Source organism: Diaminobutyricimonas sp. LJ205, assembly GCF_009755725.1.
GTDB lineage: Bacteria > Actinomycetota > Actinomycetes > Actinomycetales > Microbacteriaceae > Ruicaihuangia.
In genome coordinates this window covers 3029885-3054718 of the sequence record NZ_CP046619.1, presented here as the reverse complement: position 1 = coordinate 3054718, position 24834 = coordinate 3029885, and the positions used below count along the sequence as shown (strand labels likewise).

Annotated in this window: 28 protein-coding genes; 11 read left to right on the top strand and 17 right to left on the bottom strand. The window is 67.6% G+C overall.

Annotated features, from left to right (window positions below; genetic code table 11):
• The first annotated feature begins 13 nt into the window (after positions 1 to 13).
• From GO591_RS14885 to GO591_RS14880, 3 genes are read left to right on the top strand one after another with little or no spacing between them, the layout of a single operon-like run.
• The gene (locus tag GO591_RS14885; protein ID WP_157157536.1) at positions 14 to 1030 is read left to right on the top strand and encodes an alcohol dehydrogenase catalytic domain-containing protein; all 1017 of its coding nucleotides are present in this window, start codon (positions 14 to 16) and stop codon (positions 1028 to 1030) included.
• A 29-nt stretch (positions 1031 to 1059) separates the two neighbouring features.
• Complete coding sequence (locus GO591_RS15820; RefSeq protein WP_198295491.1) at positions 1060 to 1416, top strand: DNA alkylation repair protein; 357 nt, start codon at positions 1060 to 1062, stop codon at positions 1414 to 1416.
• Positions 1323 to 1820 (top strand): DNA alkylation repair protein, encoded by a 498-nt coding sequence (locus GO591_RS14880; protein WP_198295490.1) that lies wholly within the window; start codon positions 1323 to 1325, stop codon positions 1818 to 1820. The genes GO591_RS15820 and GO591_RS14880 overlap by 94 nt, the downstream gene beginning before the upstream one ends.
• 43 nt (positions 1821 to 1863) lie before the next feature.
• On the opposite strand, the gene GO591_RS14875 is transcribed toward GO591_RS14880, so the two are convergent.
• Both GO591_RS14875 and GO591_RS14870 read right to left on the bottom strand, forming a co-directional pair.
• Entirely contained in the window at positions 1864 to 3564 is a 1701-nt protein-coding gene (locus tag GO591_RS14875) for a long-chain-fatty-acid--CoA ligase (protein ID WP_157157535.1), read from the bottom strand.
• A 77-nt stretch (positions 3565 to 3641) separates the two neighbouring features.
• Positions 3642 to 4730 (bottom strand): threonine aldolase family protein, encoded by a 1089-nt coding sequence (locus GO591_RS14870; protein WP_232466202.1) that lies wholly within the window; start codon positions 4728 to 4730, stop codon positions 3642 to 3644.
• 52 nt (positions 4731 to 4782) lie between these two features.
• Between GO591_RS14870 and GO591_RS14865 the strand changes: the two genes are divergently transcribed.
• Positions 4783 to 5397 carry a GyrI-like domain-containing protein gene (locus GO591_RS14865; protein WP_157157533.1) on the top strand — a complete coding sequence of 205 codons (615 nt, stop codon included), beginning with the start codon at positions 4783 to 4785 and terminating at the stop codon, positions 5395 to 5397.
• Positions 5398 to 5484: 87 nt separating this feature from the next.
• Here the strand turns inward: GO591_RS14865 and GO591_RS14860 are convergent, their stop codons facing one another.
• From GO591_RS14860 to GO591_RS14815, 10 genes are all read right to left on the bottom strand, one after another.
• Entirely contained in the window at positions 5485 to 6579 is a 1095-nt protein-coding gene (locus GO591_RS14860) for an ABC transporter permease (RefSeq protein WP_232466201.1), read from the bottom strand.
• Positions 6576 to 7460, bottom strand: a complete 885-nt coding sequence (locus GO591_RS14855; RefSeq protein ID WP_157157532.1) for an ABC transporter ATP-binding protein — start codon at positions 7458 to 7460, stop codon at positions 6576 to 6578. The genes GO591_RS14860 and GO591_RS14855 overlap by 4 nt, the downstream gene beginning before the upstream one ends.
• 82 nt (positions 7461 to 7542) lie before the next feature.
• Complete coding sequence (locus GO591_RS14850) at positions 7543 to 7998, bottom strand: SRPBCC family protein (protein WP_157157531.1); 456 nt, start codon at positions 7996 to 7998, stop codon at positions 7543 to 7545.
• The gene (locus GO591_RS14845) at positions 7991 to 8329 is read right to left on the bottom strand and encodes an ArsR/SmtB family transcription factor (RefSeq protein WP_157157530.1); all 339 of its coding nucleotides are present in this window, start codon (positions 8327 to 8329) and stop codon (positions 7991 to 7993) included. The genes GO591_RS14850 and GO591_RS14845 overlap by 8 nt, the downstream gene beginning before the upstream one ends.
• Before the next feature lie 67 nt (positions 8330 to 8396).
• Positions 8397 to 9110, bottom strand: a complete 714-nt coding sequence (locus tag GO591_RS14840) for a response regulator (protein ID WP_157157529.1) — start codon at positions 9108 to 9110, stop codon at positions 8397 to 8399.
• Positions 9107 to 10366 carry a sensor histidine kinase gene (locus GO591_RS14835; RefSeq protein WP_157157528.1) on the bottom strand — a complete coding sequence of 420 codons (1260 nt, stop codon included), beginning with the start codon at positions 10364 to 10366 and terminating at the stop codon, positions 9107 to 9109. Before GO591_RS14835 ends, GO591_RS14840 begins: the two co-directional genes overlap by 4 nt.
• Before the next feature lie 117 nt (positions 10367 to 10483).
• Complete coding sequence (locus tag GO591_RS14830; RefSeq protein WP_157157527.1) at positions 10484 to 11866, bottom strand: DUF6421 family protein; 1383 nt, start codon at positions 11864 to 11866, stop codon at positions 10484 to 10486.
• Positions 11867 to 11994: 128 nt separating this feature from the next.
• Positions 11995 to 12810 carry an alpha/beta fold hydrolase gene (locus GO591_RS14825; protein WP_157157526.1) on the bottom strand — a complete coding sequence of 272 codons (816 nt, stop codon included), beginning with the start codon at positions 12808 to 12810 and terminating at the stop codon, positions 11995 to 11997.
• A gap of 59 nt (positions 12811 to 12869) precedes the next feature.
• On the bottom strand, positions 12870 to 14219 hold the full coding sequence (locus GO591_RS14820) for an FAD-binding oxidoreductase (protein WP_157157525.1): 1350 nt from the start codon (positions 14217 to 14219) through the stop codon (positions 12870 to 12872).
• A gap of 181 nt (positions 14220 to 14400) precedes the next feature.
• On the bottom strand, positions 14401 to 15192 hold the full coding sequence (locus tag GO591_RS14815; RefSeq protein WP_157157524.1) for an IclR family transcriptional regulator: 792 nt from the start codon (positions 15190 to 15192) through the stop codon (positions 14401 to 14403).
• A gap of 116 nt (positions 15193 to 15308) precedes the next feature.
• Here GO591_RS14815 and GO591_RS14810 point away from each other — a divergent pair, with 116 nt between their 5' ends.
• Both GO591_RS14810 and GO591_RS14805 read left to right on the top strand, forming a co-directional pair.
• Positions 15309 to 15770 (top strand): hypothetical protein, encoded by a 462-nt coding sequence (locus GO591_RS14810; protein WP_232466200.1) that lies wholly within the window; start codon positions 15309 to 15311, stop codon positions 15768 to 15770.
• A 40-nt stretch (positions 15771 to 15810) separates the two neighbouring features.
• On the top strand, positions 15811 to 16731 hold the full coding sequence (locus GO591_RS14805; RefSeq protein ID WP_157157523.1) for an AEC family transporter: 921 nt from the start codon (positions 15811 to 15813) through the stop codon (positions 16729 to 16731).
• Positions 16732 to 16797: 66 nt separating this feature from the next.
• On the opposite strand, the gene GO591_RS14800 is transcribed toward GO591_RS14805, so the two are convergent.
• Together GO591_RS14800 and GO591_RS14795 are read right to left on the bottom strand one after the other, a co-directional pair.
• Positions 16798 to 17637, bottom strand: a complete 840-nt coding sequence (locus tag GO591_RS14800) for an exodeoxyribonuclease III (protein WP_157157522.1) — start codon at positions 17635 to 17637, stop codon at positions 16798 to 16800.
• A 9-nt stretch (positions 17638 to 17646) separates the two neighbouring features.
• Entirely contained in the window at positions 17647 to 18270 is a 624-nt protein-coding gene (locus tag GO591_RS14795) for a hypothetical protein (protein WP_157157521.1), read from the bottom strand.
• A 33-nt stretch (positions 18271 to 18303) separates the two neighbouring features.
• On the opposite strand from GO591_RS14795, the gene pyrE reads away from it, so the two are divergent.
• Complete coding sequence (pyrE, locus tag GO591_RS14790) at positions 18304 to 18855, top strand: orotate phosphoribosyltransferase (RefSeq protein ID WP_157157520.1); 552 nt, start codon at positions 18304 to 18306, stop codon at positions 18853 to 18855.
• Complete coding sequence (locus tag GO591_RS14785) at positions 18852 to 19703, top strand: hypothetical protein (protein WP_157157519.1); 852 nt, start codon at positions 18852 to 18854, stop codon at positions 19701 to 19703. The genes pyrE and GO591_RS14785 overlap by 4 nt, the downstream gene beginning before the upstream one ends.
• Positions 19704 to 19753: 50 nt before the next feature.
• Here the strand turns inward: GO591_RS14785 and GO591_RS14780 are convergent, their stop codons facing one another.
• The 3 genes from GO591_RS14780 to GO591_RS14770 form a co-directional block, all read right to left on the bottom strand.
• A complete protein-coding gene (locus GO591_RS14780) occupies positions 19754 to 20551 on the bottom strand; it encodes an HAD-IIA family hydrolase (RefSeq protein WP_157157518.1) in 798 nt (265 codons plus the stop codon).
• 160 nt (positions 20552 to 20711) lie between these two features.
• A complete protein-coding gene (locus tag GO591_RS14775) occupies positions 20712 to 21206 on the bottom strand; it encodes a P-loop nucleotide/nucleoside kinase family protein (protein WP_198295489.1) in 495 nt (164 codons plus the stop codon).
• 107 nt (positions 21207 to 21313) lie between these two features.
• Entirely contained in the window at positions 21314 to 22183 is an 870-nt protein-coding gene (locus GO591_RS14770) for a DNA-methyltransferase (RefSeq protein WP_167137700.1), read from the bottom strand.
• A gap of 75 nt (positions 22184 to 22258) precedes the next feature.
• Here GO591_RS14770 and GO591_RS14765 point away from each other — a divergent pair, with 75 nt between their 5' ends.
• From GO591_RS14765 to GO591_RS14755, 3 genes are all read left to right on the top strand, one after another.
• Complete coding sequence (locus GO591_RS14765; RefSeq protein ID WP_157157517.1) at positions 22259 to 22924, top strand: TrmH family RNA methyltransferase; 666 nt, start codon at positions 22259 to 22261, stop codon at positions 22922 to 22924.
• Positions 22925 to 22974: 50 nt separating this feature from the next.
• A complete protein-coding gene (locus GO591_RS14760) occupies positions 22975 to 23349 on the top strand; it encodes a nuclear transport factor 2 family protein (protein WP_157157516.1) in 375 nt (124 codons plus the stop codon).
• Positions 23350 to 23515: 166 nt separating this feature from the next.
• Positions 23516 to 24802, top strand: a complete 1287-nt coding sequence (locus GO591_RS14755; protein ID WP_157157515.1) for an adenylosuccinate synthase — start codon at positions 23516 to 23518, stop codon at positions 24800 to 24802.
• Positions 24803 to 24834: the final 32 nt, after the last annotated feature.

Sequence of the window (24834 nt, the reverse complement as noted above, 5' to 3'; positions counted from 1 at the left end):
AAAGGTAGCCCTAATGCGCGTCCTCGAACTCCATGCGGCAGGCGATCTGCGGCTCGCAGACCGGCCGTCGCCGACGGTTGGTCCTGAGGACGTTGTGATCCGGGTGGCCTGGGCTGGAATCTGCGGCTCGGACACCTCCTACTGGAAGTCCGGCCGGTCGGGCAGCGCGGTGCAATCGCATCCGTTCGTTCTTGGTCACGAACTGTCGGGCACGGTCACCGCGATTGGCGAGTCCGTCAGCTCGGTCAGCCCCGGGACGGCCGTGACGGTGTACCCAGCATCGACGACCGGGCCGCTGCCTTCTCGTCTCACCGGACGTGAGAACCTGCACCCGCAGCTGTCCTACCTCGGCTCCGCGGCCGTGGCGCCGCACCGTGATGGCGCGTTCGCCGACGAGATCGCAGTGCATTCGAGCCAGGTGCGCATCATCCCTCAGGGTCTGAGCAAGCGCCGGGCCGCGCTGGCGGAGCCGTTCGCCGTGGCGCTGCACGCTGTTTCCCGCGCCGGGGATGTCGCCGGCCAGAAGGTGCTGGTCAGCGGATGCGGACCGGTCGGGGCGCTCGCCATCATCGCCCTCCGCGCTGCAGGAGCGGCGCAGATCACCGCCATCGACCCTGCGGAGTCCGCCCGGGAACGAGCGCTCAAGGTCGGTGCCGACCAGGTGCTCGACGTCGGGCAGCCCGTGCCGAGTGAGCACACCGTCGCCATCGAAGCCTCGGGAGCCGGAGCTTCGCTTGCGCACTTGATCAAGACGGTCGCCATTGGCGGCACGATCGTCCAGGTGGGCAATCTCCCCCTCGATCCGATCTCGCTGCCGATGGGTCTGCTCGTGAGCCGAGAGCTCGATCTGCGCGGCTCGTTCCGCTTCGCCAGTGAGATGGACCGCGCGCTCGCCATCCTTGCGGAGACCCCCGCCGCCGATGAGCTGATCACTCACGCGTTCCCCGTGGACCGTGCCTCCGAGGCCTTCGCCGTTGCGACGAATGGCCAGGAGAGCTGCAAGGTGCTGCTCGAGTTCGACGGGTCGTAGCGGGACCGCGGTTCAACTAGGGTTCCGGCATGACCGAGTCGTCCACCGCATCCGCACTTGCGGCGGCGCTCGACGCGGCCGGCAACCCTGAGGACGCCGCCTTTCTGCAGCGCTTCTTCAAGACAGGTCCGGGCCAGTACGGCGAGGGCGATGTCTTCATCGGATTGCGGGTGCCGGCGACGCGTGCCATGGTGCGCGGATTCGATCGGATGCCGCTCGCCGAGGCATCCGCTCTGCTGCTGAGTCCGGTGCACGAGCACCGGCTTGCCGCGCTCTTCGTGATGGTCGCCCAGTGGAAGCGGGCGAACGTTCGCGTACCCGCGACGAGCCGGCGCGCGCGGCGTTGCACGCCGCCTACCTCGACGCGGTGCGCGCCGGACGGGTGAACAACTGGGACCTCGTCGACTGCTCGGCCGAGTACCTGGTCGGTGAATATCTGGCAGGCGAGTCCCAGGCCGGTCGGTCACTCGTTCTGCTCGACGACTTGGCGGCGAGCGAGTCGCTGTGGGAGCGCCGCGTCGCCGTGCTCGCCACCTTCGCCTTCATCAAGCAGGGCGACGCCGCGCCGACCCTGCACCTCGCCGAACGGCTGCTGGCCGACCGGGAAGATCTGATCCACAAGGCGGTCGGCTGGATGCTGCGCGAGGTCGGCAAGCGCGTCGACCGTGCCACGCTCACCGGCTTCCTCGATGCGCAGGCGGCACGGATGCCGCGGACGATGCTCAGCTATGCCACCGAGCACCTCGACCCGGCCGAGCGGGCGCACTACCGGGCGCTGCGCGCGCCCTAACCCGCGCCTCACCTGCGCCGCAACCGGCGCGCCGAGGTCCGTCCTACACTGGGCGCTGCTGGATCAGCTGTTCGCGGACCTCCCGGCGCAGCACCTTGCCGACCAGCGAGCGGGGTAGTTCGGTGAACTGGACCACGGTCTTCGGCACCTTGTAGTCGGCGAGCCGCTCGCGGCACCAGGCCCGCAGTGCCTCGACGTCCAGCGAAGAGCCATCGGCCAGGATCACCGCGGTGGCAACGTCCTCGCCGCCGTACTTGTTCGGCAGGGCAACGGTCGCGGCATCGATCACCGCGGGGTGGGCGAGCATCGCCCGGTCCACTTCGCTCGGTGCGACGTTGAACCCGCCGGTGATGATCAGCTCCTTGATCCGGTCGACCACCGTCACGTAGCCATCGACCGACACGCGCACGATGTCGCCGGTGCGTAGCCAGCCGCCGGGCAGCAGCGACTCGGCGGTGTCGTTCGGCCGTTTCCAATAGCCGAGGAACACCTGCGGCCCGCGCAGCAGCAGCTCGCCTTCCTCCTCGAACCCGCGATCGACGGTGGGGTCATCCGGATCGACCACGCGGATCTCGGTTGACGGAAACGGCACGCCAACCGTTCCCGGGCGGCGGCTGGGCCCGATCGGATTGCCGAGCGCGACCGGTGAGGACTCGGTCATCCCGTAGCCCTCGACGAGAAGCCCGCCGGTTGCCTTCTCCCACGTCTCGACGGTGGCGGGCGCCAGGCTCATCGCCCCGGAGATGCCGTAGCGGATGCTGCGCAGGCTGACGTGCTTCTCGCGGGCAGCGCGCACCAACCGGTCGTAGATCGGCGGAACCGCGGGCAGGAAGGTTGCCGGCGTGCGCTTCATCGCGTCGAGCATGAGCTTCTCGTCGAACTTGGGCAGCAGCACCAGTCGCGCGCCCATCGCCATCGCGAAGGTCAGGCACAGCGTCAGCCCGTAGGCATGGAACATCGGCAGCACCGCGTAGAACACCTCCCGACCGCGACGCAGTCCGGGCACCCACGCTTCGCCCTGGGCAGCGTTCACCCGCAGGTTGCGATGCGTCAGGATGGCACCCTTCGGCGCTCCGGTGGTGCCGCTCGTGTATTGCAGAACCGCTACGTCGTCGGCGACCGGACGTGGATGCGAGCGCCGCAATCGGGGCGAATTGACCACGTCTTCCCACGGCACAACCCCCCGGGGCAGCCGCCCGGCGGTGAGTTGGTCACGCGCGTCGCGGGCCTTCCTGAGCGGAAGCTTGAGCGCCATCCGGGTCTTGAGAGGCATTCCCTGGGTGATGTCCACGCCGATGACGGTGTCGACGTGCAGATCCGACGGAAAATCGTTGACGGTCTCCGCGACCTTGTCCCAGACGATGGCGGTGCGGGCGCCGTGGTCTTCGAACTGGTGACGCAGTTCCGGTTTTGTGTAGAGCGGGTTGTGCTCGACGACAATGGCGCCGAGGCGCAGCACCGCGTAGAACGCGACGATATGCTGCGGGCTGTTCGGCAGCACCAGCGCGACCCGATCGCCGCGGGCGACGCCCAGTCGGCGCAAACCCTCCGCCGCCCTGGTGATCTGCTCACCCAGTTCGGAGTACCGGGTGGTCGCACCGAAGAAGTCGAGTGCAGGCTTGCCGCGGTATTTGCGCGTGGACGCGTCGATCAGATCAACCAGGGTTTCGTCACTCGGCGGGATCTCGCTCGGAACCCCCTTCGCGTAGGCACTCAACCAGGGTTTCGTTGCAAAGACGCTCACATCCCCACCTTCCTCCGCTTCGCTGGGAAGGTGCTGCCGGAGGGGTCAGTGGGTTAGCGCGTCAGTGCCGGAAATGCCTATGCGCGGCTTAGCTCCTCGCGGATCGCCGCAGCGAAGGCGTCGATGTCGTCCTCGGTGGTGTCGAAGGAGCACATCCAGCGCACCTCCCCGGTCGCCGGGTTCCAGTCGTAGAAGCGGAACTGCTCGCGCAGCCGGTCGGCAACCCCCGGCGGGAGGATCGCGAACACCGCGTTCGACTGGGTGGCCTGGGTGAAGCTGACCCCACTGATCGAGCCTCCCCCGCTGATCGAGCCTGCCGAGATCTCCGACTCGAGCCGCGCGCGCAGCCGCGTCGCCATGTCGTTCGCATGCCGCGCCGAGCGCAGGTACAGCTCATCGCTAAGCAGCGCGATCAGCTGCGCAGACACGAACCGCATCTTCGAGGCCAGCTGCATGTTCAGTTTGCGCAGGTAGATCAGGCCGTTGGATGCCTCGGGGTTCAGCACCACGATGGCCTCACCGTAGAGCAGCCCGTTCTTGGTGCCGCCGAAGCTGAGGATGTCGACGCCGGCATCCGTGGTGAACTCCCTGAACGGCACGCCCAGCGCGGCGGCCGCGTTCGACAGCCGGGCGCCGTCCATGTGCAGGCGCATCCCGCGGGCGTGCACGTGGTCGGCGATCGCGCGGATCTCGTCGACCGAGTACAGCGTGCCCAGCTCGGTGGTCTGCGTGATGCTCACCGCGAGCGGTTGCGCGCGGTGCTCGTCGCCCCAGCCCCAGGCTTCCTCGTCGATCAGCTCGGGGGTGAGCTTGCCGTCCGGGGTGTCGACGGTGAGCAGCTTGAGGCCGTTCACCCGCTCCGGGGCGCCGGCCTCATCGGTGTTGATGTGCGCGGTCTTCGCGGCGATCACCGCGCCCCAGCGCGGCAGCAGGCTAGTCAGCGCGGTGACGTTCGCTCCGGTGCCGTTGAAGACGGGGAACACCTCGGCCTGCTCGCCGAAGTGCTCGCGGAACACCTCCTGCAAGCGTGCGGTGTAGACATCCTCGCCATAGGCGATCTGGTGGCCGCCGTTGGCGTCCGCGATCGCGGCAAGCACCTCGGGATGCGCGCCCGCGTAGTTGTCAGAAGCAAAGCCGCGCACGTTCACATCGTGGAGTTGAGTCACGCGTTCCATTCTGTCGTCTCGGGGCGGAATCCCGCCGCATACTCTGGTGCTCGTGAAGGTCGACTTCAAGAACCAGATCGACAGCTACACCGCGGCGCGTGGCAAATTCTCGGTCGTGACGGTGCCCGCGATGCAGTTCCTGATGATCGACGGGCACGGCGACCCCAACAATGCCGAGGCCTACCAGGGCGCGTTGACAACGATCTATCCCGTCGCGTACGCGCTGAAGTTCCTCAGCAAGGGTGAGCTCGGACGCGACTACGCGGTGATGCCGCTCGAAGCGCTCTGGTGGTCCGACGACATGGCCAGCTTCACCACCGCGCGGGACAAATCGCGGTGGGACTGGACGCTGATGAACCTGGTCCCCGAGTGGATCACGCCCGAACAGTTCGATCAGGCGCGCGAAACCATCGCCCGAAAGAACGGCGCACCGCTGCTCGACGCCCTGCGCCTCGAACGATTCGACGAAGGACTGTGTGTGCAGACCCTGCACGTCGGCGCCTACGACGATGAGGGCCCGGTGCTCGAGGCGATGCACAACGAGTTCATCCCCGCCCAGGGACTGCGGATGACGGGGAAACACCACGAGATCTACCTCAGCGACCCGCGCCGAACCCCTGCCGAGAAGCTCAAGACGATCCTGCGGCAGCCCGTCGCCCCTGCTTGACGCCCTGAGGTGCCCAAAAGTCCTAGTGCGCGGGCGGCTGCACTAGGACTTTCGGGCACCTCACCGTAAGGGAAGGGGCGGGGCCGGTTACGCGCCGGTCAGCGCCTCCTTGAGGGTGACCCGGGCGCCGGTCCGCAGCAGCGAGTTCGAGTAGATCCGCGAGCCGATCCCGATCACGATGATGGTCGAGACGATCAGCACGATCAGCGAGAGCACCGGCTCCCACCACAGCGTTTCGCCCAGGAACACCCGCATCGGCATCCCGACCGGAGCGGAGAACGGCACGTACGACATGATCGTCAGCACCAGTGGGTTGTCGTAGAAGAAGATGATCGCGAAGTACGGGACCATGATGAGCATCGTCACCGGGGTCGTGGTCGCGCCGAGGTCTTCCTGGCGCGACACCATCGCACCGGTCGCGGCGAACATGGCCGCCAGCAGCACGAAGCCGAACAGGAAGAACACCACGAACCAGACGATCGACGGTCCGACGTCAGCGAGCAGCAGGTCCTGACCGGAGGCGAGCATGCCGACCCCGGTGACGATCGCCACCAGCAGGATCTGACCGAACGCGAGGATGCTGTTGCCGACGATCTTGCCGGCGAGCAGCACGCGAACCGGCAGCGTGGCCATCAGGATTTCGATGATGCGGGTCTGCTTCTCCTCGACCACGCTCTGCGCGATCATCGAACCGAAGGTGATCGCCGAGACGAAGAAGATCAGGCCGAACGCGAATGCCACCAGGTACGCCAGCGCAGGGTTCGCGTCCGACGGCTCGAGCAGTTCAATCGTCGGGGCGACGCTGAGCAGGTTCAGCACCGAGCCCGGCACTTCCTCGAGCGCGATCACCGCCACCTCAGTCGGTGACCCGGGGTCGGGCACCAGCGCGGCGGCGACTTCCTCCGAGCGGACGAGCTCTTCAGCTTCGTCCACCGAGGCGGCCTCGGTGACCTCGAGAGCGCCGGTGGATTCGGCGACCGAAACCGCCGAGCCGACCGCGGCCACCTTGGGCAGCGAGTTGTCGGCGAACAGGGAGGGCAGCATCACACCAGCGAGCACGAGCAGCAGCAGGATGCCGGTGGAGATCAGGAAGCTCTTGCTGCGCATCCGCATCCGCACCTCGCGTTCGGCGACGAGCCAGGTGCCCTGCAGGGTTCCGGGTGACGTGTGGCGACTGGTCACTTGATGACCTCCTTGAAGATCTGGGCGAGACTCGGCTGCTTGGGAGCGAAGCGCTGGACGGGGGCGGATGCTGCGGCCTTCTGCAGCACGCGCTGGGCCGCGCCATCCTGAGTCGCGTCGAATACGGCATATCCGCCGTCGAACTCGAGCACGTCGATGCCCGGCTCGTCGCGCAGCCAGCCGGCGTCACCGGCAACCTCGAGCTCGTAGCGCTCGCCGGAGTGCTGAGCGCGCAGCCCCTCGCGGGACCCGCTGGCCCTGATCTGCCCGTCCGCAATGACGACCAGGTCGTCGCAGAGTCGCTCGACGATGTCGAGCTGGTGCGAGGAGAACAGCACCGGCACTCCCCTGGCGGCATAGCCGGCGAGTACCGACTGCACCACCTCGACCGCCATCGGGTCGAGCCCCGAGAACGGCTCGTCGAGGATCAGCACCTCGGGGTCATGCACCAGCGCGGCCGCGATCTGCGCGCGCTGCTGGTTGCCGAGCGACAGGCTCTCGATCGGGTCGTTCGCGCGCTCGGCCAGGCCAAGCTGCTCAAGCAGCTCCGTGGTGGCGCGGGTCGCGGCATCCGTCGACATGCCATGCAGCCGGCCCAGGTAGATGGTCTGCTCGGCGACCTTCATCTTCGGGTACAGCCCGCGCTCTTCCGGCATGTAGCCGAAGCGAGTGCGGTCGGTGGCGGTGAGCGGGCGGCCATCGAGCGTCACCGTTCCCGAGTTCGCCGCGAGCACGCCGAGGATGATGCGCATCGTCGTGGTCTTGCCTGCGCCGTTTCCGCCGACGAAGCCGGTCATCCGGCCGGGGGCGACGGCGAAGCTGACATCCCGCAGCACGTGCCGGTCGCCGAACGACCGGTTAAGTCCCTTTAATTCGAGCATGCCTCCACGTTACGGATGCCCGGATGCCCGCGGCATCCGTCTCGTGGTGGGTTTCGGCTGTCCGCCTTGAGGGGGATGCTGCTCAGCGAAGGTGCTCGACGAGGATGTCGAACGCCTGGTCCCAGCCGTCGTAGATGTAGTCATCACCGGGTTGGCCGTCGACGCCCTGCACGGTGAAGGTCATCTCGGTGCGGTCGCCGTCGAGCTCGGCCAGCACGACCGTGATCACCGGGGCGTCCTCCAGCGGATCGCCCGGGTCTGCCCAGGTGAACTTGAGCCGCTCGGGCTCCTGCACCTCGAGGTACTCGCCGCCGGTCGGGTACTCGGTGGCGTCGGGGGCGATCATCCGGTGCTCGTAGCGGCCGCCGACGCGTGCGTCGATGCGGACGGAGGCCCGCGGGGTGACCACCTCGCGCGGGTGCCACCAGGTGGCCGCTTCGTCGGGGTCGGTCCAGGCGCGCCAGATGACGCTGCGTGGGGCATCGAACACGCGGACGATGGTGAACTGCTTCTGTTGCGTGGTGTTGCGCTCAGGCATCGGTGTTCTCTCTTTTGAGTTCACGGAGTCGCTCATCGAGCAGGTCGAAGCGCTCGTTCCAGGCGCCGCGGTGGCGGTCGATCCAGTCGGAGACATCCTCGAGCGGTTCGGTGCGCAGGGTGCAGGTGCGCCACTGCGCCGTGGCTGCCCGCTCGATCAGTCCCGCCTTCTCCAGCACCCGCAGGTGCTGGCTGATGGCCGGCCTGCTCATCGAAAACGGTTCGGCGAGCTCACCCACCGTCGCCGCGCCCTGCCGCAGCCGCGACAGGATCGCCCTCCGCGTCGGATCAGCGAGGGCTGCGAAGACGGTGCTGAGTTCGTCATTCGCCATTTAGTAAGCAACTCCTTAATTAACGGATTGCTTAAACGCTAGATCGGTGGGCGGGTGGGGTCAACCCCTATTTGCCGGTTCGCACCAGTCCGTTTTCGTAGGCGTACACAACGGCCTGCACCCGGTCGCGAACCCCGAGTTTCATGAGCACCTTCGAAACATGGGTCTTCACGGTTGCCTCGCCGACAAAAAGTGCGGAGGCGATCTCGGCGTTCGACCAGCCCTGCGCGACCAGGCTGAGCACCTCGTACTCGCGGTCCGTCAGCCCGTGGTCGGGCGTACCCGCTGGACGCGGCTCCTCCGCTGGGTGAGCCCCCTCCGCTGGTCGATGCTTCGACGGGCTCAGCACGGCAGCCTGTCGAGACCCGAACTCCGCGATCACCCGGGCGGTGACCTTGGGTGAGAGCAGCGCGTCCCCACGGGCGATCACCTGCACCGCGTCGACCAGATTCTCGGGCGACGCGGTCTTCAGCAGGAATCCGCTGGCCCCGGCGCTGAGCGCCGAGAACAGGTAGTCGTCGCGGTCGAAGGTGGTGAGGATCAGCACGCGGCTGATGACCGTCGGATCACTGACGAGCTCGCGGGTGGCCTCAAGTCCGTCCATCCCTGGCATCTGGATGTCCATGCAGATGACATCCGGGTTCAGCTCGCGGGCCAGCCGGATGGCGTCCGATCCGGATGTCGCCTCGCCGACGACCTCGATGCCTGGCTCGCTCTTCAGGATGATCCGGAACCCGGCCCGCACCAGTTCCTGGTCGTCGACCAGCAGGACCCGGATCACTGGGCGGCTCCCAACGGGATGCGGGCACGCACCAGGTAGCCGCCCCGAGCGCGCGGCCCGAGTTCGAGTTCTCCGCCGACCGCGGCAATCCGCTCTCGCATTCCGACCTGGCCGAGGCCGCCCCGGTCCGGGGCGAGGCTCCGGCCGACGCCGGTGTCCACGATCTCAAGCTCGACCTGATCGTCGAGGTATCGCAGTCGCATGTCGGCGCCGGCTTGCGGTCCGCCGTGCTTGCGGGTGTTCGTCAGTGCTTCTTGTGCAACCCGGTACAAGGTGAAACCGATCAGAGGGGTTACCGGTCGAGGGGTGCCGATGACGTTGAGCTCCACCGGTGTCCCGCCAGACCTGGCCTCCTCGGCAAGGTCGCCGAGCTGATCGACGCCCCTGGTCGACGCGCTGGAGCTGGCGGCATCCGTGTCCGACTCGCGCAGCGTGGTGAGCAGCCGGTGCAATTCGTCGACTGCGTTGCGGGCGCTCTGTTCGATCACCGCGAGCGAAGCGGCCGCCTGGTTTGGATCGGCGTGCATCACTCGGCGGGCGGCTCCGGCCTGCACGCCCATCACCGAGACGTGGTGCGCGACGACATCATGCAGCTCGCGGGCGATGTTCACCCGGTCGAGGGCGACCGCCTGGGCGGCGTTCCGCTCGCGAGCGGCGTGCAGTTCGGCGGTGCGCCGTTCGAGTTCTGCGTGTTCTCGCGCCGCCGCGTAGCCCACGTTGCCGAAGAAGTAGGCGGCACCGAAGTAGAGCAGGTTGGTCAGCACCTGGATCACCGCCAGCGCGGCCAATTGCGAGAAGATCCCGGATCGGGAGAGTTCCGGCATCCAGTCCGGATTGTTCACGGTCACGATGAGGTTGACCGCCACCCAGACCAGCATGGCCATGATGATGGCCGCCCGCAGCAGGGTCGCCCGCCGCCGGTTCGGGCCCCAGGCGCCCAGGGTGTAAATGGCGATGAACAGCGCGATGTTGCAGAACAGCAGCTCGGGGACCCGGAACTGAGCGGTGACGAAGAACGCGGCCGAGACGATGATGGCGACCAGCTCGGGCGCGCGGCGGCGGAACGCGAGCGGCACGGTGAACCCGGCGATCGCGAGGGCGGACAGCCAGAGCGGCGCGGGGTCCTCGTACCAGCCGACGCGCGTGTACAGCAGCGCCGAGATCGCGGCTCCGAGCGCGAGCAGGGCGGCGGACAGTGCGTCGCGCCGCACGCCCGAGGCATCCGGGCGCGGGCGCACCCATTCGTCGGTGGTCATCGTTCAAACGTAACGAACGGTGGATGCCTCGGCATCCGCCGTTCGACGGAGACGGCGTCGGGCTTTCCGTTGGTCGAGCTTGCCGATTCGGTCTCAACAAGCTCGACCAACGGGGGTCTACGACCGCCCGGTGATCCCGGAGGTGGACTCGATCACGCCGGTCATCTTCTTCTGCAGCGCCTCGTAGAACATCGACAGCGGGAACTCGTCGTCCAGCATCTGGTCGGTGTAGCCCTTCGGCGGCCCGGCGAGCACCTCGTCGGGAAGTCCGCGAGCCCATGCCGATGCAGGGTGCGGGGTGAGCGTTGTCGATACCAGTTGGTACGCGGCCAGCCAGTGCGCGACCTTGGGCCGGTCGATCGACCGCCAGTAGAGTTCGTCGATTGCCTCGCCCAGTCGGTTCACGACATCCGGCACCTCGTCCCAATCGAAGGCCAGCTGGGTGTCGGTCCAGTGCAGCACGCCGTGCTGGTGCAGCCAGGCGAACAGCAGCTGGCCGCCGAGGCCGTCGTAGTTGCGCACTCGGCTGCCGGTGATCGCGAACCGGAAGATCCGGTCGAAGATCACCGCGTACTGCACGAGCTTCGCCCGGTCGCGGGTGAGCTCGTCGGTGTCCTCGGCCCGCGCCAGGCGCACCGCCTCGCGGAACGCGGTCAGGTCGCAGCGCAGTTCCTCAAGGGAGTAGAGGAAGTACGGCATCCGCTGCTTGATCATGAACGGGTCGAACGGCAGATCGCCGCGCATGTGCGTGCGGTCGTGGATCAAATCCCACATCACGAAGGTCTGCTCGGTCAGTGCCTGGTCGTCGATCAACCGCTGGGCGTCCTCGGGCAGGTCGAGCTTGGTGATCTCGGATGCCGCGGCGACCACCCGGCGGAACCGAGCGGCTTCCCGGTCGGCGAAGATCGCTCCCCAGGTGAATCGCGGGATCTCGCGCATCGCGACCGTCTCCGGGAACAGCACGGCCGAGTTGGTGTCGTACCCGTCGGTGAAGTCGAGGAAGCGGATCGGCACGAACAGCTTGTTCGAGTAGGCGCCGGCCTCCAGGTCGGCGACGAACTCGGGCCAGATCACCTCGACCAGCACCGCCTCGACCAGCCGGTCGGTCGAGCCGTTCTGCGTGTACATCGGAAAGACAACCACGTGCTTGACGCCGTCGGCGCGGCTCTGCTCCGGGTGGAACGCGACCAACGAGTCGTAGAAGTCGGGGACGCTGAAGCCCTCCGCCGCCCACCGGTCGAAGTCGACCGCGCAGGCTTCGAGGTAGGTGGCGTCATGCGGCAGCACCGGGGCGAGCGCACGCAGGCTCTCGGTGATGGTCGCGACGTGCGCGCGGGCATCGGCATGAGCGGCCTCATCCGGGATGCTGCCGTCGTGCACCTGCAATGGGCGCAGGGCGGATGCCGCGGCCTTGAGGGCAACCCAGGCCGTGTTCTTCGTGACATCCTCGACGACCTCGGGTTCGCCGATGATCGCGTTCTGCTGAATGGTGTGCGACATGGTTCAACCTCCCGTCGTGCGCATCAAAAGGGCTTTGATATCGAGCCTAGGTGGCGAATCGCGGCGTTTGATTGTGTTTGGCGAGGGTTTGTTGCGTGCTTTTCCGCGGAGACGGGGTCTTCGTTGCGTTAGAGCCGGTTGGCGCGCAGCCAGTCGGTCAGCACCCGGACGAAGTCGCCGGGCTGCTCGACGCTCGGCAGGTGGGCCGCGTCGGGGAATCGGGCTCCGGTGGCGTCGGACAGCGTCGACAGCAGGTACTCGTACTGCACGAGCGTTTCGCTGACATCGTGCTCGCCGACCATGATCAGGGCGGGAACGTCGATGTCGCCGAGCCTGTCAACGGCCGGCGGGTCGATCGGGATCGGGCTCGGGTCCTCTTCGACGTGCGGCAGGTTGGCGAGGTTCAAGTCGTAGGCGGTCTGCACGAAGCCAGGGTCGAGCTCATCGGCCGTTCGGTGCGGGCCGAAGCTCCATACTTCGACCTCGAGCCGGAGCATCCGCTCCCAGTCCTTCTTCTCGTACGCGGCGTCGATGGCGTCGAACAGCTGGTCCTCGTGGGTGGTCAGGTCGACATCCGAGAATCCGCTCGGCGCACCCCCGACGACCACCAGGCCGGCGACCCGTTCCGGAAACTCGAGTGCGGTGTCAATCGCGATCACGCCGCCTCGGGAAGCGCCGACGAGGGTGGCACGCTGCACGCCGAGATCATCGAGCACCGCTAGAGCGTCGGCCCGGTTCGAGAACTCGACATTCTCGGTACGCGTCTTGCCGAAACCCCGCGTGTCATAGCGGATGACATAGTGATCGGCGCTCAGTTGCGGCACGATGGGGTCCCACATCCGCAGTGTCGCGATGCCGGCGTGAATGAGCAAGACGGCAGGGTTTGCCGGATCACCATCAGTCTCGACGTACAGTTCGCCGCCAGTCACATCGATGTGGGCCATGTGCCGAGATTAGCGGTGGACCGCCGTGTGCGCACCGATCACTGCCAGCGCCGTCGAGATCAAGCCGGCGTGATGTTGGCGTTGAGGTGGAACACGTTGTGCGGGTCGTACTTGGCCTTCAGTGCCCGGAGTCGTTCGAGTTTGGCGGGCGGGTACGCGCGCCGGACGCCGGCGGCCCCCTCGTCAGCCATCGCGTTGACGTACAGGCCGCTGGCGAACGGCTCTAGCGCCGCCGCGCTCTGGCGGGCGACCGCCATCCGGGTCTCGTCCTCGGCCGGGTCGGTCCAACCGGTCGCCGCGACGTACTCGAACAGCGTGCCGCGGTGGCTGAAGGCGGTGGCCTCGTCGGCAACGTCGGCGATGGCGCCGCCGTAGGCCTGGAGCGATGCATCGGGAAGCATGTCGCGGTGACCGTCGACACCGTCCCGCACCAGCAGGGCATCGATGGCCCCGTCGGGCAGGGAGGTGAGGTAATGGCCTTTCCAGTACTTCCGGACCGTGCCGCCCCGACCGGTGTCGTCCATTCGCTGCAGGTCGACGTACGTCTTCTCCATCACCTGCTCGGATATGGGCCGACCGAGTGCGCGCAAGGACGGCAGCAGCAGCCGGCCGCGGTCGGGGTCGCCGACCCAGACGAAGCCGACGCTCACGGTGCCATCCGATGCGATCAACGCCGTGAAGGTCGCCTCGCGGGGAGCCTCGGCGCTGAGGTCGCGCCAGCGGCTCAGCACCGACTGGGCTTGCTCCAGCGGGAAAGACAGGGTGGCGATCAAGGTCCGGCCGTCCACCGGATGCAGCTGCAGCTCAAAATCGGTCACCACGCCGAAGTTGCCGCCTCCGCCGCGCAGTCCCCAATCCAGGTCCGGGTTCTCGGAAGCGCTGGCCCGCACGACCTCCCCGTCGGCGGTCACCATCTCGAACGAGAGGACGTTGTCGCAGGTGAGGCCGAAGCGGCGCGCCAGCCAGCCCATTCCGCCGCCGAGGGTCAGCCCGCCGACGCCGGTGTGCGAGACGTTGCCGGCCGTGGTGGCCAGCCCGTGCTGTTGCGTCGCGCGGTCGAGCGCACCGAGCAGCGCACCTCCCTGCACGTGCGCGGTCTGGCGTTCCGGGTCTATCCGCACCGCACCCATCGGCGTCAGGTCGATCATCAACCCGCCGTCGGGGACCGCATGGCCGACCACGCTATGGCCGCCGCATTTCACGCCGATCTCGAGTTCCTGCTCACGGGCGGTGCGAATCGCTACCACCACGTCTCCGACGCTGGCGCAGCGGACGATCATGCGAGGCCGCCGGTCGATCATGGCGTTCCAGACGGTGCGGGCTTCGTCGTAGCCGGACTCGTCCGGCAGCAGCAGCGTTCCACCGAGCTGGGCACGGATGGCGTCCGCACCGGTGGTGTCGTGGGCCATGACGTCTCCAGTTTCTCGGCACCCTCGACAAGGATCGTCGTGTGCTGCGAGGTGGGCGGGGCGGGGCGATTTTTCGCGCCTCGGCGTCCGACGCGCGAGCACTCCACGAGGCTACGCGCAGTGAAATTCCGTCCGCAAGCGCTTCCGAGCGCGGACGCCTAGGAACCGGTACGCCAACCGGTCAGGCGGTGCCGGGCAACCCTTCGGCCCGCGGCTCGTAACCCAGCAGCCCGGAGAGGTGCGCGGCGGCATCCGTCACGATGTCGACCCAGTGCTGCTCGGGGAACTGCTGCCACCGCGTGGTCGACACCGACGCGCTGATCGCGGCGACGACGTCGCCGCGCACGTCGCGGACCGGCGCCGCGGCACATCGGATATTCGGCGTTGATTCCTCGCGCTCGAAGGCCACGCCCCTCGCGCGTACTGTTTCCAGCTCACGCTCCAGCTCGCCGAGGGTGCGGATCGAGTGCTCGGTCATCACCGGCAGGTTCTGCGGATCGGGGAAGAGGGCGCGCACCCGCGCGGGCGGCAGGTAGGCGAGCAGTGCCTTGCCGAGGCCGGTGACGTTCGCGGGCAGTCGCTGGCCGATGCTGGAGGGCAGGCGCAGGATGTCACGGCTCTCGATCTTCGCGAGGTAGAACACCTCGGCCCCTTGGAGCAGGGCGACGCTCACCGTTTCGCCGGTGGCGTCCGAGACATCCCGAGCCACCTCGTTGGCCTCCTGGAGGATGTCCAATCGCGACGAATAGGCGTTGCCCAGGTGCAGCAGCCGCACGCCCAGTCGATAGGTGCCCGCCTGCTCATCCTTCTGCAGATACCCGCGCGCGGTCAGCGTCCCGAGCAGTTCGTGCGCGGTGGTGCGGGGCAGGCCGGTGAGTTTCACCACCTCCGGCGCGCTCAGCGGCGCTCCACCATCGAGGAACAACTCGAGGATGTCGAGCGTCCGCAACACGGCGGGGGTCAGTCGAGGCATGCCTTATGAATACGCCACGACAACCGGTCGTGCAAATGCCGCGCGCCGGGTGAACTTGACTTCACCCGCGCTGGTATTGTTCGATATCTTGAACGGATGCCGAAGTTTCGAACAAAATGCTCGAACTGGCGCACAACGAAGTGAAGGGGCCTGGCAAGACTCAGCCAGCGAACGCAGCGATCATCGGCTCGGGCAATATCGGCACCGACCTGATGATCAAGATCATCCGCGGCAGCGGAATCCTCAAGGCCAACGCACCGCTCGAGGTGTTCATCGCCGTGGCCGACAAGATGGGCTGGAACCACGGCACCGACGTGTTCGCGCTGATGGATGCCGCGGACGACATCGTCCGCCCGCTGCAGGTGCGCCCGGTGCAGGTCGACCGCGAGACCCTCGGGCTCGGCTACGCGGGCGTCTACTCGTCGTTCCTGCTGCACGCCGAGCGCGCGGCGGCCCGCTACGGCATCCCGACCATCGAGATCCTGATGGAGCTCGGCCGTCGCAAGATGGTCGGCGGCCAGGAAGACATGATCGTCGACGTCGCCCTCGACCTGATCAAGGAACGCGAAGCCGCCTAACCAGTCAGGCACGGCATCCGGCGCCTGAGACAATGGGGGAGTGTCAGGCGTCATTACCGGTTTCGTGGTCATCGGCGCCATCATCCTCGTTGGCTATCTGACCGGTCGCAGCGGCGTCCTCGGCGATCATGCCCAACCGGTGATCGCGCGGACGGTCTTCTATGTGCTGTCGCCGTTCCTGCTGTTCACGGTGCTCGCCGACGCGGACGTGGACCGGCTGTTCTCTCCCCTGCTGGTCGTCTCGCTGGGCGCGGCGCTCGCCGCCACCGCCTTGTTCGCCGTCGTCGCGGTGCTCATCTGGAAGCGCCCGGCACCCGAGGCGACGATCGGCGCAGTCAGCGCGGGTTACGTCAACGCCAACAACATCGGCATCCCGGTCTCGCTGTACGTGCTCGGCGACGCCGCCTACTCGGCCCCGGTCGTGCTGCTGCAGCTGCTGATCTTCACCCCGATCATCCTCGCCATCCTCGACATCCGCACCGGCGGTCGCGCCTCGCTCGGCCGGATCCTGCTGCAGCCGGTGCGCAACCCGATCATTATCGGATCGGCGCTCGGCCTCGTGGTGTCACTGACCGGGGTGGAACTGCCCACCATGGTGATGGAGCCGATCCGGCTGATCGGCGGCGCCGCGGTGCCGGTGATGCTGATCAGCTACGGGATGTCGCTGCACGGGCAGCGAATCCTGCAAGTCGGCTCGGGTCGGCGTGATGTGCTGCTCGCGTCGTTCATCAAGCTCGCGCTGATGCCCGTGTTCGCCTGGCTGCTGGGCCAGTTCGTGTTCGGGCTGTCGGGGCAGGAGCTGTTCGCGGTTGTCGTGCTGGCCGCGCTGCCGACCGCCCAGAACGTGTTCAACTACGCCCAGCGCTACGACCGGGGCGTGATCATCGCCCGCGACACCGTGTTCATCACGACGCTCGGCTCGGTCGCCGTGCTGCTGTTGTGGACCGCGCTGCTGCACTGAGCTGCTGCACTGAGCACCGCACACTGTTAGCGGCAGCGGTTACCCGCGGCGTAAGTAGGCCAGGCGTCAGAAGATCATCGGACGGTCGTCGTCCTCGTCGTCCAGGGCCAGGTCGACGACCACGGGCACGTGATCGCTCGGCGCGTCACCCTTGCGCTCGTTGCGGTGGATGGCGGCATCCGTCACCGCCGCTCCGAACGCCGGCGAGCCGAGGATGAAGTCGATCCGCATACCCTCGTTGCGCGGAAAGCGCAGCTGCTTGTAATCCCAGTAGGTGAACAGCCCCTCCGGCACGTGCGGCCGCACCACGTCGATGTACCCCGCCTCGGCGAACGCGTTGAACGCGGCCCGCTCCTGCGGCGACACATGCGTGGTTACCCCCTCGATCACGGTGGGGTCGCCGTTGTCGGCGTCGGTCGGCGCCACGTTCCAGTCCCCCATCAGCGCGATCGCGGCATCCGGGTTCGCGGTGAGCCAGCCGAGCGCATCCATGCGCAGCCGCGCCAGCCAGTCGAGCTTGTAGTGGTAGTGCGGGTCACCGAGCGCCCGGCCGTTCGGCACGTACAGGCTCCACAGGCGCAGGTCGGCCACGGTCACCCCGAGCGCACGCGCCTCGATCGGCAGGTCGTCCCCCTCGACGCCCTTCAGGAAGCCGGGCTGGTCGGCGAAATGGGTCTCGACGTCGGTCATCGGCAGCCGGCTGGCGAAGGCAACGCCGTTCCACTGGTTCGTGCCGTGCGCGATGACCTCGTAGCCGGCCTGCTCGAACAGCTCGACCGGGAACTGCTCGGGCTTGCACTTGATCTCCTGCATGCCCAGCACATCGACGTCCTCGCGCACCAGCCAGTCGACCACCCGGCCGGCACGAGTACGGATCGAGTTCACATTCCAGGTGGCGACACGCATACATCCACGCTACCGGTGGTCACCGGCGCTTCCGGGCCAGCCGTACGCGATGACGGCCACCCAGAGGCCCATCAGGATCAGCGAACCGTGAGGCCAGTATCCGAACAGCAGGGTGCTCGCCACCGCGATCGGCAACAGCAGCATCAGCATGACCGCCGGCCAGCCCGGACGCACCCGCCGGACCAGTGCCAGGATCGCGCAGGCGATCGCAAGCAGCCCGATCACCGCGAGCGCCAACGCCTCCGAACCCCAGAGGGCGTTCCACGGGCTCGGCAGCGCATGGGTCAGGTAGCTCAGCACGACGAGCACCGCGCTCAGGAGCGTCACCCAGTACAGCACCCCGCCGAGCAGACCGAGCGTGCGCGTGACCGGCCGGAACGCGATCGCGAGCAGCACGAACGATGGCGCGATCGCGGCACCGAACACCGCGTAGTGGTCGGTGAGCCCGACGCTATCGAGGCCCGCGCGAAGGCCGTCGTAGACCGGCAGGTCGTTGATCGCGCGCAGCCAGGCCGGCATGCCGTAGCTGGTCACCCAGGTATGCAGCTGCGGCGGCAGCAGGAAGAACGCCCAGACGGCCGCGCCCACCCCGGCCAGGACGAACGGGAGGCGGTTGCGAACTCGGTTCGGCATCGACTTCCTCCGCTGATCACTAAACTTTGCTGCGTGACTGACGCACGGCAGCAGCTTATTGACCACATCTCGCGGGAAGCCGTCTTCCACGGCGACTTCACCCTGACGAGCGGCAAGAAGGCGACCTACTACATCGACCTGCGCAAGGTCAGCCTGGACCACCGGGTGGCGCCGCTGATCGGTCAGGTCATGGTCGAGCTGATTTCGGATGTCCCGGACATCTTCGCCGTCGGCGGGATGACCATGGGCGCCGACCCGATCGCCACCGCTGTACTGCACCAGGGCGCCGCCCAGGGCAAGGAGTACCACGCGTTCGTCGTCCGCAAGGAGCCGAAGGACCACGGCCGCGGCAAGCAGATCGAGGGACCGGAGCTCGAGGGCAAGCGGGTCATCGTGCTCGAGGACACGTCGACCACCGGCGGCTCGCCGTTGGGTGCGATCGAGGCGCTCGAGAAGGTCGGCGCGATCGTCGCCGGCGTCGCGGTCGTAGTCGACCGGAACACCGGCGCCAAGGAACGCATCGAGGCCGCCGGCTACCCGTACTTCGCCGCGATCGGCTTGGCGGACCTGGGCTTGGAAGGATGAGCGGACCCGAGCGTCCCGGGCCACTCGAGCCCGAGGCATCCGGTCCCGAAGCAACCGGTGCCGAAGCAACCGGTCCCGGCCTCGACGACGTCTTCGGCGAGTCGGCCTTCCGCGACTACGGCGACGAGCCGCTGATCGCCGTTCCGCGGCGGGATCAGGCGTCCTCCGGTGATCGGGCGGGCCGAGATCTCGGTGGGCTCGATCAGCGGACGGAGCCCGACCAGCGGACGGAGCTCGACCAGCGGATGACACCCGCGAAGGCGCCGCGTGGACCGATCCCGAGGAACCAGCAGGTGCTGATGTGGGTGGCAGGCGGCCTGGTCGCAGTGCTGCTGCTGGTCGCCCTGTACTTTCTCGGCACCCGCCTCGGCGCGGCGCAGCCCGAGCCGGTCGCCAGCCCCAGCCCCACGCCGTCCGAGACGGCGACCCCGACCCCGGAACCGACCGCGCTGCCGGCCGGGCCGGTCAGCCCCGGCACTTACGACTGGCAGGAACTCCTCGGCGGCGAGTGCCTCGAGCCGTTCGCCGACCCGTGGGCCGAGGAGTTCACCGTGGTCGACTGTGGCATCCCGCACCGTGCCCAGCTGGTGGATCGCGGCACCTTCACGGATCTCGCCGAGCAGGCGTACCCCGGCGCCGAGGCGCTGCAGTCGCAGATCAACCTGCTCTGCACCAGCCCGAGCGTGATCGACCTCGCAGCGGCCGGCCAGTTCGCCGACATCCAGGTGCAGGCCACCTACGCGGCGACCGCGGAGGAGTGGGATGCCGGCCACCACGACTACTTCTGCTTCGTCAGCCGCTCGTCGGGTGAGCCGCTGCCGTTGAGCGTCGGAGTACCAGGGGTCTAGAGCCGCGGTCTAGAACACGCGTTCTGGAGCTCGCGTTTTGGAGTCCGGGTCTAGAGCTCGGACTCGACCGGCTCGGCGACGAGCAGCTCGTGCACGCCGTTCAGGATCTCCGAGGGCCGGAACGGATAGCGGGCGATTTCGGCGGTGTCACTGATCCCGGTCATCACCAGCACGGTGTGCAGTCCGGCCTCGATGCCGGCGACGATGTCGGTGTCCATGCGGTCGCCGATCATGGCCGTGGTCTCCGAGTGGGCTCCGATGCGGTTCATCGCCGAGCGGAACATCATCGGATTCGGCTTGCCAACCACGTACGGCTCGCGTCCGGTGGCCTTGGTGATGAGCGCCGAGATCGCCCCGGTCGCCGGCAGCGGTCCCTCAGCGCTCGGGCCGGTGGCATCCGGATTCGTGGCGATGAAGCGGGCGCCGTTGCGGATCAGCCGGATCGCCTTGGTGATCGCCTCGAACGAGTAATTGCGCGTCTCACCGACCACGACATAGTCCGGGTCGGTCTCGGTCATGATGAACCCGACCTCGTGCAGGGCGGTGGTCAGCCCGGCCTCGCCGATCACGAACGCCGAGCCGCCCGGCATCTGCGAGTGGCAGAAGTCGGCGGTGGCGAGGGCGGAAGTCCAGATGGACTCCTCGGGCACTTCGAGCCCCGAGGCGCGCAGCCGGGCACTCAGGTCCCGCGGGGTGAAGATCGAGTTGTTGGTGAGCACCAGGAACGGGGTGCCGGCCGCCCGCCACTGCTGAATCAGCTCCTGTGCGCCCGGCAGGGCCTGGTTCTCGTGGACGAGCACGCCGTCCATGTCGGTCAGCCAGCTCGCGATTTCAGTGCGCTTCCCCATGCCGCAATCCTACGGGCGGAGCATCCGTCAACTTGCTGGGAGGGGAACTGCGGGAGCCGCCTTAGGCCGCCGTGGGGGCGCGATGGCGCACCGTTCTGCCGATGGCCGGGGTTTCGGCATGCGCCATCGGCGGAAAGCTCGGCCATCGCTGACGTGCGCCTCAGGCCTGCTCGATGATCCTTTCGCCTTCGCCGCGGGGCGCTTCGAAACCAGTCAGATAGCGATCGAGCAGTTCCTCGGAGACGGTCACCGCATTGGCGCCGGTCAGCTCGTTCCGCGCTGCGAGCCGGCGGCGCAGGGTGCTGGCGGGAACCCGGAGGTAGACCAGTTCCCACTGGCCGCCACCCTGCTCGATGAGGGCTTTGTAGCGGTCCCTCGTCGCCTTCTGCCAGAAGCTGTAGTCGAGCACTGCGGATCGTCCGTCGGCGATCAGCCGCAGCAGTTCGGACTCCAGCACGCGCTCGGCGGCGGCCTTGTGTTCTTCGTATTCGGCGGGCTCCAGTTCGGCGCCGTCCTTGCCGATCGCCGCCCAGATCGCCTCGTCGATGGACAGCCGAACGAATCCCTGTTGCTCGAGGCCGGTCGCGTAGGTGGTCTTGCCGGATCCGGCGACACCGCACATCATCACGACCGTCGGCGGGTTGGAGTCGTCCACCCCGCGACGCTATCGCGATGGCGCACCGTCCCGCCCATGGCCAGGGTTTCGGCATGCGCCATCGGCGGAAACCTCGGCCATCGGCCCACACGCCTCGCGAGCGTGAACTAGACGAAGGATGCCGCGGGCAGCCGCTCGCGCATGATCTCAATGGCCTCGGGGTTCGAGTCGACCAGCACATACCGGCGGCCGAGCGCTGCGGCGACCGCACCGGTCGTGCCGCTGCCGGCGAAGAAGTCGAGCACCCAGTCACCCGGTTCGCTGGAGGCCTGCACGATGCGGCGCAGCACGCCCTCGGGTTTCTGGGTGGCGTACCCGGTCTTCTCGCGGCCGGTCGGCGAGACGATGGTGTGCCACCAGACATCCGTCGGCAGCTTGCCGCGAGCCGCCTTCTCAGCCGTCACCAGCCCGGGCGCCATGTACGGCTCCCGATCGACGGCCTCATTGTCGAAGTGATACCGCGCCGGGTCCTTCACATAGACCAGGATCGTGTCGTGCTTCGACGGCCAGCGGCTGCGCGCCCGGGCGCCGTAGTCGTACGCCCAGATGATCTCGTTCAAGAAGCACTCCCGGCCGAACATCGCATCCAGCACGACCTTGGCGTAGTGCACCTCGCGCCAGTCCAGGTGCAGGTAGAGGGTGCCGGTCTCATCGAGCAGCCGCCAGGCCTCGACCAGTCGCGGTTCGAGGAACTCCCAGTAGTCGGCGAAGCTGTCGTCGTAGCCGTAGAGGGTGCCCTTGATGGTCTCGTAGCTGCGGCCCTTGAAGCCGACCCTGGTGCCGGTGGCGCTGCGCACGGTGGTGATCGACTGGCGCTTCTGCGGGCGTCCGGTGTTGAACGGCGGGTCCAGGTAGATCAGCCGGAAGGATGCGTCGGGCAACTGCCCGAGCACCGCCAGGTTGTCGCCGCGGACAACGAGGTTGGGGCCATCCGGGGTCCACAACGGCGCCACCTGCTCTGCCGTCTGCCCGCTCACGTTCCGACCTTAACAGGCGCCTGGGCGCGCACCTCGGCGATTTCGAGCGGGGCGGGCGCGGGTACCCTCGAAACCGTGTCCGACGAGCCCGCCCCCACCCACGAGTTGTCCACCCACGGCGTTGGACCGTGGCCCGGCGACGAGGCGGACTGGCCGACCGAGCCGCACTACGACCCGGAACTGCTGGCCCGCGGCGACACCCGCAACGTGATCGACCGGTACCGCTACTGGCGGATGGACGCCATCGTTGCCGATCTCGATGAGAAGCGGCATCCGTTCCATGTCGCGATCGAGAACTGGCAGCACGACATGAACATCGGCTCGATCGTGCGCAGCGCCAACGCGTTCGCCGCCGACACGGTGCACATCATCGGCCGGAAGCGCTGGAACAAGCGCGGCGCGATGGTCACCGACCGCTACCAGCATGTGCTGCATCATCCGGATGTCGCGGCCTTCGTGGCCTGGACGCACGAGCACGGCCTGCCGATCATCGCGATCGACAACGTGCCAGGATCGGTGATCATCGAGACCTTCGAGATCCCGGAGCGCTGCGTGCTGTTGTTCGGCCAGGAGGGACCGGGGCTGTCCGAGGAGGCGATCGCCGCGTCCGACGCCGTGGTCGAGATCAGCCAGTTCGGCTCGACCCGGTCGATCAACGCGTCCGCGGCCGCCGCCGTGGCGATGCACGCCTGGGTCATGCAGCACGTGTCATTCGAGACCGATGTGTCAGCGCGGCAGTAGCCCCACGATCGTCCCTGTCGCCCACTCGGCCGCGCGACTAGGTTGAACCCATGACCGAGATCACGGATGACCTTCCCGCCCGGCTGCTGCGCGAAGAGCACAACAGTTGGCGCGCCTTGTGCGACGGCACCGCCGGTGCCCACTTCCAGCGCGAGATGACTGCCGACGGGGTGATGGTGCTGCCCGGCCTCATCGGCGGGCGGGACGAGGTTGCCGCGTCGTTCGGTGGGGCGCCGCCGTTCGAGTCGTACGAGATCCGCGAGCCCCGCGTCGTCCGCCTGGGCGATCACGCCGGCATGCTCGTCTACCGGGCAGTCGCGGTCAGCGGCGGACAACCGATGGAGTTCTTCGCCAGCACCACCTACGTCTGGGAAGACGGCGGCTGGAAGGTGGCTGCCCACCAGCAGACCCCAGCCACGTTCTGAGTCAAGCCCCCGCATCTTCGCGGATCGAGCTTGCCGAGATCTCGACAGGCTCGATCAGCGGCGCGGCTCGATCAGCGGCGCGGCTCGATCAGCGGGATGGGGAAGGGCTTGAGGGACCTTCGGTAGACTGAGGTGCAATCCCCCGCCAATCCCGAAGGGACCACCCATGCCAGCAATCGTCATCATCGGCGCCCAATGGGGCGATGAAGGCAAGGGGAAGGCGACAGATCTACTCGGTGATCGCACCGACTACGTGGTCAAGTTCAACGGCGGCAACAACGCCGGCCACACCGTGGTTGTCGGCAAGGAGAAGTACGCACTGCACCTGCTGCCGTCGGGCATCCTGACGCCCGGCGTCATCCCGGTCATCGGCAACGGCGTCGTCGTCGACATCGAGGTGCTCTTCGACGAACTGACCGCACTGGCCGCGCGCGGTGTCGATGTCTCGAAGCTCATGGTCAGCGCCAACGCGCACGTGATCACCCAGTACCACCGCACTCTCGACAAGGTCACCGAGCGCTTCCTCGGCAAGCGCCAGATCGGCACCACCGGTCGCGGCATCGGCCCGACCTATGCCGACAAGATCAACCGGGTCGGCATCCGGATGCAGGACATCTTCGACGAGAAGATCCTGCGGCAGAAGGTCGAGGCCTCCCTTGACCAGAAGAACCACCTGCTGGTCAAGGTGTTCAACCGTCGCGCGATCGGCGTGGACGAGGTCGCCGACGATCTGCTGAGCTACGCCGACCGGTTGCGGCCCATGGTCACCGATACCGCGCTGGAACTGAACCGAGCACTGGATGCCGGCAAGAACGTGGTGTTCGAGGGTGGCCAGGCCACCATGCTCGACGTCGACCACGGCACCTACCCGTTCGTCACCTCGTCCAACGCGACCTCCGGCGGCGCAGCGACCGGGTCCGGGGTCGCCCCGAACCGGATCGACCGTGTGATCGGCATCGTCAAGGCGTACACGACCCGCGTCGGCGCCGGCCCGTTCCCGACCGAGCTGTTCGACGAGTCGGGCGAGTTCCTGCGCTCCGCGGGCTGGGAGTTCGGCACCACCACCGGTCGGCCCCGCCGCACCGGCTGGTACGACGCCCCGATCGCCCGCTACACGGCGCGCATCAACGGTGTCACCGACTTCGTGCTCACCAAGCTCGACGTGCTCACGGGCCTCGAGCGGATCCCGGTCTGCGTTGCCTACGAGGTCGACGGCGTGCGCTACGACGAGGTGCCGGTGTCCCAGTCGGACTTCCACCACGCGAAGCCGATCTACGAAGAGTTTCCCGGCTGGACCGAGGATCTCAGCAAGGCCCGTTCGTTCGACGACCTGCCCAAGAACGCCCAGGACTACGTGTTGGCGATCGAGGCGATGAGCGGCTCACGCATCTCGGTGATCGGCATCGGCCCCGGCCGCGAAGAGGTCATCGTGCGGCACGACCTGGTCGACTGAGCCGTCCGAGACATCCGCTGACCGTTCCACGG